This is a genomic window from Nocardiopsis changdeensis (assembly GCF_018316655.1).
GTDB classification, from domain to species: domain Bacteria; phylum Actinomycetota; class Actinomycetes; order Streptosporangiales; family Streptosporangiaceae; genus Nocardiopsis; species Nocardiopsis changdeensis.
Genome location: NZ_CP074133.1, coordinates 3,582,672 through 3,596,150, shown reverse-complemented (window position 1 = coordinate 3,596,150; position 13,479 = coordinate 3,582,672). Strand labels below are relative to the sequence as shown.

Below are 13,479 nucleotides of genomic sequence, written 5' to 3'. Positions count from 1 at the left end.
TTGTGTGGGGGGTGGGGTCATGTGGGGGGTGGGTGGTGTCGGGGTGGATGGTGGCGGTCTGGGTGGTGTGGCCGTGGCTGTCGCAGTCGGTGCAGGGGTGGGTGAGGAGGGTGGGGGTGAGGGTGTGGTCGTCTTCGAGGCGTGCGGTGATGAGGGTGCGGCGGCCGGTGCCTATGCAGGTGCGGCACAGGATGCGGATGTGCATGGGCGCAGGATAGGTTCCCGGTGGTGGTGGGTGCGGGGATGACACGGGGTCTTTGTCCCTGTTTCGGGTGTGGTCGTCCTGGGGTGTGCGGCGGGGTGCTGTGGGCCGGTCGGGTGGGTGGTTCAGTCGGGGGCGGGCAGGGTGATGCAACCGGTGCCGCCCAGGTCCAGGACGAGTCCGCGGGGGGTGCGGACCAGGCGTAGGACCAGGGTCTGGCAGGTGGGGCAGCAGGCGATGAGGCCGGGGCCGTCGGTGTAGACGTGCAGGCGGGCGAAGGCGCCGTGGTCGCCGCAGTGGGCGCAGAGGCGTTCGGCGGCGGTGATGTCGACGGCGAAGACCTCGGAGAGGGGTCCGGCGAGGACGTTGGCGTCGAGGTGGGTGCGGGTGGTGGGTGGGTTCATCGTCCGCCTCCGCTGCCGTAGCGTTCGGTTCGGATCCGGTGCGGGTCGTGGCCCAGGGCGAGGAGGCCGTCGGCGACGGTCTCGACGAAGGGGGTGGGTCCGCACACGAAGCACACGGGGGTGAGTTCGGCGGGGAGGCCGTGGGTGTTGAGGTCGGCGACGCTGAGTCGTTTGGGGCCGCGGGCCGATCCGGGGGGTGCGGTGCGGGTGTAGGCGAGGAAGACGTCGACGCCGGGGCCGGCGGCGGGTCCCAGCTCGGTGCGGTAGTAGCGGTCGTCGGGGGTGCGCAGGGAGTACAGGAGGCGGAAGAGGGCTCTGTTTCCGGTGCGGCGGCGTTCGCGGACCATGCCGGCCAGGGGGACGATGCCGGAGCCGCCGCCGATGAGGACGACGGGGTCGGGTGAGGTGGTGTCCCAGACGAACCAGCCGCCGAGGGGGCCGCGTAGTTCGACCTGGTCGCCTGGGGTGAAGTCGTGGACGAGGTAGGGGGAGACCTCTCCGTCGGGGTCGAGTTGGACGGTGATCTCCAGGCGGTCGGGGCCGGAGGCGGAGGCGATGGAGTAGGAGCGTTCGGCGGTGTAGCCGTCGGGGGCGCGCAGGCGCAGGTCGACGTGTTGTCCGGGGCGGTGGCCGGTCCAGCCGGGGACGGAGAGGACCAGGGTGCGGGCGGTGGGGGTCTCCCACCGGTCGGTTTCCAGGGTGGCCGGGGTCCAGGGGGCCATGGGTCAGTCCCCCCGGTAGCGCTGTTCGCGCCAGGGGTCGCCGTAGTCGTGGTAGCCGGCCTGTTCCCAGAAGCCGGGTTCGTCTTCGTGGTGCAGGGTGAGGCCGCTGATCCATTTGGCGGATTTCCAGAAGTACAGGTGGGGGACGAGGAGGCGGGCGGGGCCGCCGTGTTCGGGGGTGAGGGGGCGGCCGTCGAAGGTGTGGGCGATCCAGGCCTGGCCGTCGGTGAGGTCTTGGAGGGGGAGGTTGGTGGTGTAGCCGCCGTGGGAGTGGGCCAGGGCGTAGTCGGCGGTGGTCTCGACGTCGTGGAGGAGGGTGTCGAGGCTGACGCCGGTCCAGTCGGTGTCGAGTTTGGTCCAGCGGGTGACGCAGTGGATGTCGGTGTGGGGGTTCTCCTGGGGCAGGTCCAGGAGTTGCCGCCAGGTCCAGGTGTGGCGGGTGCCGGTCTCGGTGGTGATGGTGAGGGTCCAGGTGTCGGTGTCGACGCGGGGTGTGGGGCCCACGGTCAGGACGGGGAAGTCGTGGGTCTGGTACTGGCCGGGCGGGATGCGGTCGGGGTCGCCGCCGCGGCGTCCGTGGAAGCCCCTGGTGATGAGGTTCATGTGCGTGGTCCCTCGCCGGTGGTGGTGTCGTCCCGGGCGTCGTACCCGGGGGTGTGCCTGGTCAGGGCCGGGTGGGGGTAAAGAGGCGGGCGGGTGCGGGGGCAGGTGGGGCATGGGTGGGTGATGGCCTGGTCAGGGTAGGGGAATCGGCCGTTTGCGGGGGCGGTGCGGTGGAAAAGGGTGGCCCCGGGCCGCGGGAGCGCGGTCCGGGGTTTTTCCACGGGGGGATGGATGTCCGAGAAGAAGGTGGTCCTGGAGCAGGCCGCCCAGGAGTTCGCCGACGCCAACGCGAATCCGCCGTTCATCTACGAGCTGCCGCCGGAGCAGGGCCGGGAGGTCCTGGAGGGTGTGCAGAGCGGTGAGGGTGTGCCCAAGCCGGAGGTCACCGACGAGTGGGTCACGGTGGAGGGCGGTCCGACGGGGCAGGTGCCGGTGCGGATCGTGCGCCCGGCGGGGGCGACCGGGACCTTGCCGGTGGTCTTCTACATCCACGGGGCGGGCTGGGTGTTCGGCAGTGCGAACACCCATGACCGGCTGGTGCGGGAGCTGGCGGTGCGGACGGGGGCGGCGGTGGTCTTCCCCGAGTACGACCGGGCGCCGGAGGCGAAGTACCCGACGGCGATCGAGCAGAACTACGCGGCGGCGCGGTGGGTGGTGGAGCACGGGGCGGGCAGGGGCCTGGACGGGTCGCGTATGGCGGTGTGCGGGGACTCGGTGGGCGGGAACATGTCCGCGGTGCTGGCGCTGATGTGCAAGGACCGCGGGGGTGTGGAGCTCAAGGGGCAGGCGCTGCTGTACCCGGTGACCGACGCGGATTTCGACACCGGTTCGTACCACGAGTTCGCGACGGGGTATTTCCTGAACCGGGACGGGATGATCTGGTTCTGGGACCAGTACACGACCGATCCGCAGGAGCGTGCGCAGATCTATGCTTCGCCGTTGCGGGCGTCGTTGGAGGAGTTGCGGGGGCTGCCGCCGGCGATGGTGCTCAATGGTGAGGCGGATGTGCTGCGTGATGAGGGTGAGGCGTACGCGCGTCGGTTGCGGGAGGCGGGGGTGCCGGTGACGGCGGTGCGCTTCCAGGGGATGATCCACGATTTCATGATGGTGGACAGCATGCGTGATACGCATGCGAACCGGGCGGCGCTGCTGTTGGTGTCGGATTTCCTGGCGGGGGTGCTGGAGGTCCGGCCGTCGGTGCCGCGTCAGCAGGCGGGGCGGACGGGGGCGGCGGTGCGCTGACGGTCGTGGTGTGCGGGGGCGGGGCCCGGTGGGGCCCCGCCTTTCGCGTGTGGTTCAGGTGGGGTCGATGGCGGTGTTCTGGCCTGCGGCGATGCGCCATCCGTAGGGGGTGCGGGCGAGGATGTACAGGGCGCGTCCGTGGGGTCCGGGGGCGGGGTGTCCGGTGGTGTCGACGGGGGTCTGGTGGACGTTGGCGGCGATGAGGTCGGGGGACAGGGACAGGAGTTTGACGATGTCGTAGCGGGCGCGGGAGTCGGTGAGGGGGCCGGTCATGGCTTTTTCGGCGAAGGCGGTGATCTGGGTGCGGCCGTCCAGGCGTGTGCCGGCGGCGTTGGTCCAGGAGGCGTGGTCGGTGTAGAGGGCGCCCAGGGCGTGGGGGTCGTTGGTGTTGAAGGCGTCCTGGAGGGCGTGGACGGTGGCGGTGGCGTCGGTGCGGTCGGTGTCGGTGATGGGGCCGACGGTCATGGTGGTCATGGGGTGCTCCGGTGGTCGGGTGGGGCCCGTGGGGGCGGGGTGTCGCCGACCATTCGACAACCTCGACCAATGTTGAGGTCAAGGGGTGGGGTCATAGGGTCTTGCGGTAGCGCAGGGCGGGGCGGCCGGAGTCGAAGCGGTCCGGGCCCAGGGGCTGCCAGCCGGTGGATTCGTACAGGGCGCGGGCGGCGGTGTTGGCGGGCGCGACCTGGAGGGTGACGGCGTCGGCGGCCCGGGCCAGGTGTTCCAGGGTGGTGTCCAGCAGGAGGCGTCCCCGGCCGCCGCCCTGGAGGGCGGGGGCGATGGCGAGGTAGGCCAGGTGGGCGGTGCGGTCGGGGGCGGTGGGCAGGTGGGTGAGGGTGTAGCCGCCTGGGGGGTGGCCGGGGGCGCGCAGGAGCAGGAGCAGGCTGGGCGTGTGCCGGAGTGCGCGGCGGGCGCGGGCGCGGGCCTGGGGGTCGGGGGCGGTGCCGTCGCGGTGGGCGAGGGCGGCGGTCCACAGGTCGGCGCAGGCGGGGTGGTCGGCGGTGGTGCCCGGGGTGATGGTGTGGGTGATGGCGGTGCCTTTCGGGTGTGATGGTGGGCACTGCGGTGCGGGCGGCGGGGGGTGCGGTTCAGGGGCGGGGGTGGGCGAGGTCGGCGGCCAGGCCGGTCAGGAGGGTCAGGGCGGCGGTGACGGCGGGGTGGGTGCGCGAGCCGCGGCGGGTGCAGGTGAGGATTTTGCGCGCGGGGGACGGCTTACCCTTCAGGGGGACGCGTGTGATGGGCAGGGCGGGCAGGTCGGCCAGGCGGGGGATGAGTGCGACTCCCAGGCCGTGGGCGACCAGGGCGGCGACCGCGCTCCACTCGCGGGCCCGGTGGGGGCCGTGGGGGGTGAAGCCGGCGGCGCCGCAGGCGGACATGGCGTGTGCGTGGCAGGTGGTGTCGGGGGGCGGTAGGACCCAGGTCTGGTCGGCGGCCTGTGCCAGGGGTACCTCGGTGAGGTCGGCCAGGGGGTGGCCGTGGGGGACCACGAGGTCCAGGACGTCGTCCAGGAGGGGTGTCTGGTCGAAGCGGGTGTCGGTGGGCGGGGGGACGCCGGGGGCGGCTTCGATGACGGCGAGTTCGACCTCGCCCTGGAAGAGCAGGTCCAGGGCGGGTCCGGGTTCGGTCTCGGTGAGGCGTACGTCCAGTCGGGGGTGGTCGGCCGACAGGCGGGCGGCCATGGGGGCCAGTAGGCGGGACATCACGACGGGGAAGCAGGCGACGCGCAGGAGTCCGGCGGGTTCGGTGCCCAGGCCGCGGATCTGGATCTCGGCCTGTTCCCAGCGGGCGGTGATGTCGTCGGCGTGGGTGAGCAGGTCGTGGGCGGCGGGGGTGAGGCGTACGCCGCGGCCGCGGGGTTCGAGCAGGGGGACGCCGAGTTCTCCGGCGAGCAGGCGGATCTGTTGGGATGCGGCCGAGGTGGTCATGTGGAGGGCTTCGGCTGCGGCGGTGACGGTTCCGTAGTGGGCGACGGCGCGTAGGACGCGCAGGCGCCGTAGGTCGATCATGTAGTCCATGCTTCATGGTCTTGTCCAGAAATTCAACGTGGACATTGATGGTGTGGAGAGGGAGGCTGGAGTGGTCCGGTCTCCGAGGAGAAGGAATCGAGGACGACGATGACGAGCACCTGCCCGCACTGCGGCTGGCCCGACTCCCAGCCCTTCCGTGTGGTGTCCCGGCATGTGACGGCGGCCGGGTCGACGGTGTGGGTGCGCTGTGCGTGCGGTTCCCTGCAGGTCCGCGAGGTGGGCGTGGCGGGGGTGCGTGTGGTCTCGCGGGGGCGTCCGGACCTGGTGCCGGGCGGTGACGGCTGCCCGGCCTGAGGGCCGGTGTCGGCGTCCGGGCTGTGCTGAGGTCCTCAGGAGGTCCTCAACGGGCGGCCTGCGGCCGCAGCTCGGCCGCCGTACCCGGTACCCCGAGGGCGGGATCTCCAGAACCTCCGTCGCGGTCCTCGCCCGCCCGTCACCCGCCGCCGCCCTCGACGGTCGGCCTACGTCACAGGCCTCCCTCGGGGACCGCTCCTGTGGGCCTGGAGAACCCCGTCGGGCGGTGTCGGTGGCGGCGTCTAGGCTCATCCCGGACGTGTCGTCGATGTGGCGGGAGGGTCGCCATGGACGGGCAGGAGGGTGTGCCTGCGACCGAGTTCCCCCGGCGGATGGGCAAGGTGGCGCCGCGTGAGCTGGCGCTGCACGGCTACACCCGGTTCGAGCACCTGACGCGGGTGACGGCGGCGGATCTGCTGAAGATCCACGGGGTGGGCCCCAAGGCGGTGCGGATCCTGGAGGAGGAGCTGGCCGCCCGGGGCCTGTCCTTCGCCTCCCCCGGCCGGTGAGGGCCGTTGCGGGGGGCGGTGCGGAAATCGTGGCGCGGGGGTGGTCCGCGATACGGTTACGACCATGAACGACACCCCGACACGACCGTCCACGTCGGTTGAGGACTACGTGAAGGTCATCTACGACCTGCAGGAGCGCGGTACCGGTCCGGTGACCATCTCCGGGATGGCGGAGCGGTTGTCGGTCTCCAACTCCTCGGTGTCGGGGATGCTGCGCAAGCTGGGCGATCTGGGGTTGGTGGACCACCGCCGGTACGGGTCGGTGCGCCTGACCGAGGAGGGGACCAAGGCGGCGCTGTCGGTGCTGCGCCGCCACCGTCTGCTGGAGACGTACCTGGTGGCGGCGCTGGGCTATTCCTGGGACGAGGTGCACGACGAGGCCGAGATCCTGGAGCACGTGGTGTCGGACAAGTTCGTGGACCGGATCGCGTCGTATCTGGGCGATCCGGTGGTCGATCCGCACGGTGATCCGATCCCCACGAGTGACGGGCGTGTGGTGGAGCGGCCCTCGGTGCTGCTGTCGGAGGCCGAGGAGGGTGTGGAGGGCACGGTGGTGCGGGTCAACGACACCGACCCCGACCTGTTGCGGTACCTGGCCGATATCGAGATCGGGATCGGGATGACGGTGCGGGTCGAGGAGCGGCTGCCCTTCGCGGGGTCGTTGCGCATCACGGTGCGTTCGGGGCCGGGGGGACGGGGGCGGGACCGGTCGTTGGGGCTGGTGGCCGCCGAGGCCCTGTGGATCGCGCCGGCGGAATCCTGACCCCCTGTGGGGCCCGCCCTGGGGGGCGGGTCCCACAGGGGGTGTGTCATGCCTGGGGGATTGCTCCGGGGGTGCCGTCGGCGATGGTGAACCGGGCCAGGTCGGCGATGGGCGCCCCGGGTGCGGAGACGCGTTCCACGGTGCGGTAGTCGGCCTGCCAGTGGGTGGGTGTGAGGGTGTTGCGGACGTAGCCGCGGGTGCGGTCGATGAACGTGATGTGGGGGTTCTCGGCGAGCTGGACGGCGTCGCCGGGGTTGTGGTGGGTGCCGTCGCCGCCGCTGGTGAGGGAGGTGCCGACGAGTTCGGTGGCGACGGTGGCGGAGGCGGGGTCGTCGAAGTCGGCCTTGACGTCGACGACGTAGTTGGCGTGCACGTCGCCGGTGATGACCACGGGGTTGCGCACGCCGGCCAGGTGGTCGCGGACCTGGTCGCGTTCGGCCTTGTAGTTGTCCCAGGCGTCGTCGCTGAAGCCGCGGGGGGTGCCGGCGGCGAAGTCGCGCTGGGAGAAGAACACCTGCTGGGCGAGGATGTTCCACTGGGCGGGCGTGGTGGCCAGTGCGTCCAGCAGCCAGTGTTTCTGTTCGGTGCCCAGGAGGGTGCGGTCGGGGTCCTCGCGGTCGGGGGTGGACTGTACGTCGCGGTACTGGCGGGTGTCGAGCAGGTGCAGGCGGGCCAGGCGCCCGAAGGTCAGGGTGCGGTACAGGTGCAGGTCGGGGCCGTGGGGGCGTTGGGCGGGCCGTAGGGGCATGTGTTCGTAGTAGGCCTTGAGGGCGGCGGTGCGGCGGCGGGTGAACTCGGGGGAGGGCTGTCCGCCGTGGGGGTGGTCGTCGGCCCAGTTGTTCTCCAGTTCGTGGTCGTCGAAGACGACGGCCCAGGGGAAGGCGGCGTGGGCGGCCTGGAGGTCGGTGTCGGTCTTGTACTGGGCGTGGCGGATGCGGTAGCCGGGCAGGTCGTGGACTTCGCGGGCGGGGATGTGGGGGCGGCCGGCCGTTCCGGTGCCGCCGGTCTCGTAGATGTAGTCGCCCAGGAACGCGACGAGGTCGAGGTCCTCGTCGGCGAGGTGGCGTTGGGCGGTGTAGTGGCCGTGGGTGAAGCTCTGGCAGCTGGCGAACGCGAAGGCGAAGCGGTCGGTGCGGGCGCCGGGGGCGGGGGTGGTGCGGGTGCGTCCGATAGGGCTGATGTGGGTGCCGGTGCGGAACCGGTAGTGGTAGTGGGCGCCGGGGCGCAGGCCGCGGGCCTCGATGTGGACGGCGTGGGCGTCGGCGGGGCCGGTGGTGGTGGTTCCCGAGGCGGTGGGGCGGGTGAAGTGTTCGTCTTCGGCGATCTGCCAGTGGACGTCGACGGCCCGGTCGGGCATGCCGCCGCGGCCGTCGGGGGCGAGGGGGTCGGGGGCCAGGCGGGTCCACAGGACGACGCTGGTGTGGTCGGGGTCGCCGGAGGCGACGCCGAGGGTGAAGGGGTCGGTGCGCGGGGCCGGGCGGGGGGCGGCCGCGGCGGCGGGGGTGTGCCAGGGGGTGGCGCCGGCCAGGGCGGCGGCGCCCAGGGCCGCGCCGCTCGACCAGGACGCGGCGGCGGGTGATGGGGGTGTCCGGCATGGGTTCTCCTCGGTGCGGGGTCGGTGCCCGCCGGGGGTGGCGGGGCCGTGTTCCATCCGGTCACAGGGGGGCGAACTCTCCGGTCTTGCCGGGGTGAACATCTTCTGACATGGGGTGGCGAATCGGTGACGGTGCGCGACGGGCCTGGGGAACCTTTTGCTTTCGCGGGGGCGGGGGCGGGGTGTGTGCGTGGTCGGTGTGTCCGCCGGGGGTGGCGGGTGGTCGCACCGCCCCCTGAGCCCGGTTCCGGTCCTGTCGGGTGGGGTGGGCGCCCCGCCCCTGCCCGTGGAGGGGCGGGGCGGCGTATGCTGGCGGCATGCGCAAGCGACATTAAGTCCTACGACGGTCCTCGGTCCGTGCCCGGGCCCCGCCCGGCGGCACCGCTCTTTGGTGTCCCTGCACGTTCGACCGAAAGACCTCATCCATGACTGTCAAGTCCGTGCGCGCCCCGGGTGCGCGCGTGTTCCGGCTGACCGGGCCGCTGTACGTGTACGCGGCGGCGGAGGAGTTCGTCCTCCTGTATCCGGTGTACGCCCTGCTGTTCGCCGACCACGGCCTGTCGGTGGCGCAGATCGGTTCCCTTTTCATGCTCTGGTCCGGTGTGGGGCTGGTGTTCTCGGTGCCGGCCGGGGCGCTGGCCGACGTCGTCCCGCGCCGGTACCTGTTGGCGGCGGCCCCGGTGTTCACGGCCGCCGGTTTCGCCCTGTGGCTGCTGGCGCCGGGTTATGGTGCGTTCGCTGCGGGGTTCGTGCTGTGGGGGGTGGGGGGTTCCCTGTCCTCGGGCTGTCTTGAGGCGCTGGTCCACGACGAGCTGGCGCACCGTGGTGCGGTGGGCCGTTATGCGCGGGTGATGGGTGTGGCCCGGGCGCTGGGGGTGGCGGCGGTGGGTGCGGCCACCCTGGCCGCGGTGCCGGTGATGGCCTGGGGCGGGTACGCGGCGGTGGGTGCGGCCAGTGTGGCGGTGTGCGGGGTGTGCGCGCTGGCCGGTCTGGTGCTGCCCGAGTACCGGCCGGGCTCGGGGGTCGCTTCGGGGGCGCCGGGTGCGGTGGGTGCGGGTCCGCACCGGCCCCACCACCCCTCGGCCCCGGCCGTCCCGTCCGCCGCGGAGGTCGGTGGGGACGGGGATGAGGACCCCGAGCCCGCCACGTTGCGGGAGTACGGTGCGGTCCTGCGCGCCGGGCTGGTGCAGGTGCGCCGGGACCGGCGGGTGCGGGGCGCTGTCGTGCTGCTGGTGGTGGTGACCTCCTTCTGGGGGATGCTGGACGAGTACGTGCCGTTGCTGGTGTCGGGCCACGGGGTGGCGGCCGCGGGGGTGCCCGCGGTGCTGGCGGTGGTGTGGGCGGGGGTGACGGTGGGCGGTCTGCTGGCCGGCCCGGTCTCGCGTCTGCCGGCCGGTGTGTTCGCGGTGCTGCTGGGTGCGGCGGCGGTGGCCGTGGCGTCGGGGGCGCTGCTGGGCGGTGCCGTGGGGTGGGTGCTGCTGGGTGCGGGGTTCGGTGTGTGCCAGGCGGCCTGTGTGGTGGCCGATGCCCGGTTGCAGGAGCGGATCACGGGGTCGAGCCGGGCCACGGTGACGTCGGTGGCGGGGCTGGGCACGGACCTGGTGACGACGGCGGCGTATCCGTTGTACGCGGTGGTGTTCGCGCTGACGGGGCACGGGTGGGCGTTCGCGGTGTTCGCGGCGCCCTATCTGGTGGCGGCGTGGGTGCTGGGGCGCAGGGGGCGTTCGGGCGGGTAGGAAAGTTTCGCCGGTCGGGTCGCGGGGGGATGATTCCTGCGATGAAGTCGCCGCGGGGGCCGAACCCGACCGGTTCCCGGGGCGTCTCCTCCTGTGATCGGGTGTCCTGGACCCCGAGGGGGGCGTGGTGTTCGCCACGCGGGCACCGTGGCCGAGGACGGAGGTCGCGGTGCGCGGGGGCCGTAGGTGTCGAGGGACCGCCTACGGCCCTTCCCCGTGGGTGGGCGGTACCCCACGGATCGATGCTCTTGCGCGCGTGAATAGCATCGTTTCTTGTGGCACATCAGACGAACCCGGTGAACGGTGACGGAACGGGTACAGCCCGCGTGCGCGGTATCGACGTCCACTATGTGGACCGCGGCGTGGGCTATCCGCTGCTGTTCGTGCACGGGCACCCCTTCGACCACACCTTGTGGGAGCCGCAGGTCCGGGCGCTGGCCGGGCGCGGTTTCCGGGTGGTCGTGCCGGATCTGCGCGGGTACGGCCGTACGACGGTCGTTCCGGGGGTCACCACCATGGATGTTTTCGCCCGTGACCTGGCGGCGCTGCTGGAGCATGTGGGGTTGGACTCGGTGGGGGTGGTGGGGTTGTCGATGGGCGGCCAGATCGCCCTGGAGCTGTGCCGGCTCTTCCCGGACCGGGTGGACTCCCTGACGCTGGCGGCCACCAACCCCTATGCCGAGACCGAGCAGGGGCGGGCGTCGCGGCGGGCGGTGGCGGCGCGGCTGCGGGCCGAGGGGATGGTGGGCTACACCGACGAGATGCTGGTGGGGATGATGACCGAGGCCAATGTGCGGGCGCTGCCCGCGGTGGCCGACCATGTGCGCGCGATGATGTACGCGGCGCCGGCGGAGGGTGCGGCGGCGGCGCTGCTGGGGCGGGCCGAGCGTACCGACCATCTGCCGTTGCTGCGGCGTATCTCGGCGCCGACGCTGTTGGTGGCGGGGCAGGAGGACGGGTTCACGCCGCCGGAGTTCACCGAGGCGATGCATGTGCGCATCCCGGATTCGGTGGTGGAGATCATCGAGGGGGCGGGTCATCTGCCCAATCTGGAGCGGCCCGAGCGGTTCAACGAGGTGCTGCGCCGGTTCTTGGAGCGTTCGCGTACGCGGTTGAGCCGGACCGGTATCTGACCTGCTGTCCCCGCCCCCGCCCCCGTTTCTTTGGGGGCGGGGGCGGTGTGTGTCAGTGGTGCTGGGTGTGCAGGTCCAGTCGGCGGGGGACCAGGGCGAAGACCGCGGCGGCGGCGGTGAGCATGACGAGTGCGCCGATGAGGCCGGTCAGGGACAGGGAGTCGGTGAAGGCGGTGCCGGCGCGGGCGGCCAGTTCGGTGGTGCCGGTGCGTTCGGCGATCTCCAGGGCGGCGCCCAGGGATTCGCGGGCGTGGGCCAGTTCGGTGGTGGTGGGGCCGGTGATGCCGGCGGTGTCCAGGCGGGCGCGGTAGAGGGCGGCGGCGGTGGAGCCCAGGACGGCCACTCCCAGGACGTTGCCCAGGTCGTAGGCGGTCTCTTCGATGGCGGCGGCGTTGCCGGCCTTGGCGGCGGGGGTGCCGGACATGATGATGGCCGAGGCGATGGTGAGGGCGCCGGCGCCGCAGCCGATGAGCAGCAGTGCGGTCAGGACGACGGGGACCAGGGGCGGGGCCAGGTGGAGCAGGGCCAGGCCCGCTCCGGCGACGGCCAGTCCGCCGGACAGGGCGGCGCGCGCCCCGATGCGGTCGGCCACCCGGGGGGCCAGGGGTGAGGCGATCACGGCGCCCGCGGCCATGGGGGTGAGGTGGATTCCGGCCATGAACGGGGACAGCATCAGGACCAGTTGGAGCCATTGGGCGACCAGGAGCAGCAGGGCCGCCATGGCCAGCATGGAGGTGAGTGCGGCCAGGACTCCGGCGGTGAACTGGGGGCGGGCGAACAGGCGCACGTCCAGCAGGGGGTCGGGGCGGCGCAGGCAGCGCAGGACGAACCAGGTGAGCACGGCCAGGGCGGCGGCGAGGGCGGCCCAGGCGGCGGGGTCGCCGGGGCCGGCCTTGGCGAAGTGTTTGATGGCCCAGACCAGGGCGACCATGCCGACGATGGCCTGCACGGTGGCGGTGGCGTCCCAGGTGCCGGGGGCGGGGTCGCGGGCTTCGGGGAGCAGGAGCAGGCCGGCGGCCAGGGCGGCGGCCATGACGGGCACGTTGACCAGGAACGCGGCGTGCCAGGTGAAGTGTTCCAGGAGCAGTCCGCCCAGGATGGGGCCCACGGCCATGCCCAGGGAGGAGGTGGCGGCCCAGACGCCCAGGGCGGTGGCGCGTTCGCGCGGGTCGGGGAAGAGGCTGCGGATCATGGACAGGGTGGTGGGCATGATCATGGCGCCGCCGGCGCCCAGGAGGGAGCGTACGGCGATGACGGTGGCGGGGGTGTCGGCGAGCAGGACCAGGAGGGAGGCGCCGCCGAAGACGGTGAATCCGGTGAGGAGGAGGAGGCGGCGGCCCCATCGGTCGGCCAGGGCGCTCATGGGGACGAGTAGGCCGGCCAGGACCAGGGAGTAGATGTCGATGATCCACAGCTGTTGGGCGGCGGTGGGGCGCAGGTGGGCGGCCAGGTCGGGGAGGGCGACGTTGAGGACGGTCATGTCCATGGCGACCACGAGGAGGCCGGCGGACAGGACGGCCAGGCCGGCCCAGCGGCGGCGCCGGGTGGTGGTGGGCGGGGGGTGGGTGGTCATGGGGTCCTCGGGTGGGCGGTGTGGGTGAGGGCGGTGATGGAGCGGTAGAGGGTGTCGGTGTCCAGGGGGGTGTCGTGGAGGAGGGCGTGGATGAGGGCGCCGTCGGTGAAGACGGCGATGGCGTGGGCGGTGTGGGGGTCGGTGTAGGTGGTCAGGGCGTCGACGAGGCCGTTGAACCAGGTCAGGGCCAGGGGGCGGAGGGCGGGGTCGTGGGCTGCGGCGGTGGCGAGGGCGAAGTCGGTGGCGACCTGGTCGCGGTCGGCGAGGTAGTGGGCGATGAGGTCGCATAGGCCGCGGGGGTCGCCGTGGTGGTCGGCGAGGGTGGTGCGTACCTGTTCCAGCCAGGTGTCGCTTTCGCGGGTGAGGTGTTCCAGGGCGGCGGTCTTGAGTTCGGTGAGGGATGCGAAGTAGTAGGTGGTGGAGCCGAGGGGGACCTGGGCGCGGGCGGCGACGCGGCGGTGGGTGAGGTGGGCGGCGCCTTCTCCGACGATGAGGTCGGCGGCGGCTTCGATGATGGCGCGGCGGCGGCGTTGGGGGTCGCGGGGGCGGGGTGGGTCGCGGTCGGTGTCGGTCACGGGGGCGCTCCACGGTTTCTGGAACAAACGTACATGTACAAGTGTACATGTGGGGGGTTCGGGTTCTGCGGTGCGCAGAGCGGCCCCTGTGGGGCGGCGGGGTGT

Annotated in this window: 15 protein-coding genes; 6 read left to right on the top strand and 9 right to left on the bottom strand. The window is 72.6% G+C overall.

Annotated elements, in window-relative coordinates; genetic code table 11:
• Window positions 1–327: 327 nt before the first annotated feature.
• The 3 genes from KGD84_RS16365 to KGD84_RS16355 are packed head-to-tail and all read right to left on the bottom strand — an operon-like array spanning window position 328 to window position 1,931.
• Entirely contained in the window at window positions 328–606 is a 279-nt protein-coding gene (locus KGD84_RS16365; protein ID WP_220561303.1) for a DUF6510 family protein, read from the bottom strand.
• Window positions 603–1,328, bottom strand: coding sequence for a ferredoxin reductase (locus KGD84_RS16360; RefSeq protein ID WP_220561302.1), 726 nt, complete (start codon window positions 1,326–1,328; stop codon window positions 603–605). Before KGD84_RS16360 ends, KGD84_RS16365 begins: the two co-directional genes overlap by 4 nt.
• 3 nt (window positions 1,329–1,331) lie before the next feature.
• Entirely contained in the window at window positions 1,332–1,931 is a 600-nt protein-coding gene (locus KGD84_RS16355; RefSeq protein ID WP_220561301.1) for a molybdopterin-dependent oxidoreductase, read from the bottom strand.
• 231 nt (window positions 1,932–2,162) lie between these two features.
• On the opposite strand from KGD84_RS16355, the gene KGD84_RS16350 reads away from it, so the two are divergent.
• The gene (locus tag KGD84_RS16350) at window positions 2,163–3,173 is read left to right on the top strand and encodes an alpha/beta hydrolase (RefSeq protein ID WP_220561300.1); all 1,011 of its coding nucleotides are present in this window, start codon (window positions 2,163–2,165) and stop codon (window positions 3,171–3,173) included.
• Window positions 3,174–3,227: 54 nt separating this feature from the next.
• On the opposite strand, the gene KGD84_RS16345 is transcribed toward KGD84_RS16350, so the two are convergent.
• The 3 genes from KGD84_RS16345 to KGD84_RS16340 form a co-directional block, all read right to left on the bottom strand.
• Entirely contained in the window at window positions 3,228–3,647 is a 420-nt protein-coding gene (locus KGD84_RS16345) for an SgcJ/EcaC family oxidoreductase (RefSeq protein WP_220561299.1), read from the bottom strand.
• 91 nt (window positions 3,648–3,738) lie between these two features.
• On the bottom strand, window positions 3,739–4,146 hold the full coding sequence (locus KGD84_RS33815) for a GNAT family N-acetyltransferase (protein ID WP_420910379.1): 408 nt from the start codon (window positions 4,144–4,146) through the stop codon (window positions 3,739–3,741).
• Between the two features lie 112 nt (window positions 4,147–4,258).
• The gene (locus KGD84_RS16340; protein WP_220561298.1) at window positions 4,259–5,176 is read right to left on the bottom strand and encodes a LysR family transcriptional regulator; all 918 of its coding nucleotides are present in this window, start codon (window positions 5,174–5,176) and stop codon (window positions 4,259–4,261) included.
• Window positions 5,177–5,284: 108 nt separating this feature from the next.
• On the opposite strand from KGD84_RS16340, the gene KGD84_RS16335 reads away from it, so the two are divergent.
• From KGD84_RS16335 to KGD84_RS16325, 3 genes are all read left to right on the top strand, one after another.
• A complete protein-coding gene (locus tag KGD84_RS16335) occupies window positions 5,285–5,491 on the top strand; it encodes a hypothetical protein (protein ID WP_220561297.1) in 207 nt (68 codons plus the stop codon).
• A gap of 305 nt (window positions 5,492–5,796) precedes the next feature.
• Complete coding sequence (locus KGD84_RS16330; RefSeq protein WP_220561296.1) at window positions 5,797–6,000, top strand: helix-hairpin-helix domain-containing protein; 204 nt, start codon at window positions 5,797–5,799, stop codon at window positions 5,998–6,000.
• A gap of 64 nt (window positions 6,001–6,064) precedes the next feature.
• Window positions 6,065–6,763: a metal-dependent transcriptional regulator gene (locus KGD84_RS16325; protein WP_220561295.1), complete on the top strand. Its 699-nt coding sequence runs from the start codon at window positions 6,065–6,067 to the stop codon at window positions 6,761–6,763.
• Between the two features lie 46 nt (window positions 6,764–6,809).
• On the opposite strand, the gene KGD84_RS16320 is transcribed toward KGD84_RS16325, so the two are convergent.
• Window positions 6,810–8,414 carry an alkaline phosphatase D family protein gene (locus tag KGD84_RS16320; RefSeq protein ID WP_260697227.1) on the bottom strand — a complete coding sequence of 535 codons (1,605 nt, stop codon included), beginning with the start codon at window positions 8,412–8,414 and terminating at the stop codon, window positions 6,810–6,812.
• Between the two features lie 368 nt (window positions 8,415–8,782).
• On the opposite strand from KGD84_RS16320, the gene KGD84_RS16315 reads away from it, so the two are divergent.
• Window positions 8,783–10,093 (top strand): MFS transporter, encoded by a 1,311-nt coding sequence (locus KGD84_RS16315; RefSeq protein WP_220561293.1) that lies wholly within the window; start codon window positions 8,783–8,785, stop codon window positions 10,091–10,093.
• Between the two features lie 326 nt (window positions 10,094–10,419).
• Window positions 10,420–11,226 carry an alpha/beta fold hydrolase gene (locus KGD84_RS16310; RefSeq protein WP_220565792.1) on the top strand — a complete coding sequence of 269 codons (807 nt, stop codon included), beginning with the start codon at window positions 10,420–10,422 and terminating at the stop codon, window positions 11,224–11,226.
• A gap of 52 nt (window positions 11,227–11,278) precedes the next feature.
• On the opposite strand, the gene KGD84_RS16305 is transcribed toward KGD84_RS16310, so the two are convergent.
• Both KGD84_RS16305 and KGD84_RS16300 read right to left on the bottom strand, forming a co-directional pair.
• Complete coding sequence (locus KGD84_RS16305; protein WP_220561292.1) at window positions 11,279–12,799, bottom strand: MFS transporter; 1,521 nt, start codon at window positions 12,797–12,799, stop codon at window positions 11,279–11,281.
• Window positions 12,796–13,374: a TetR/AcrR family transcriptional regulator gene (locus tag KGD84_RS16300; protein ID WP_255646596.1), complete on the bottom strand. Its 579-nt coding sequence runs from the start codon at window positions 13,372–13,374 to the stop codon at window positions 12,796–12,798. The genes KGD84_RS16305 and KGD84_RS16300 overlap by 4 nt, the downstream gene beginning before the upstream one ends.
• Window positions 13,375–13,479 lie beyond the last annotated feature (105 nt).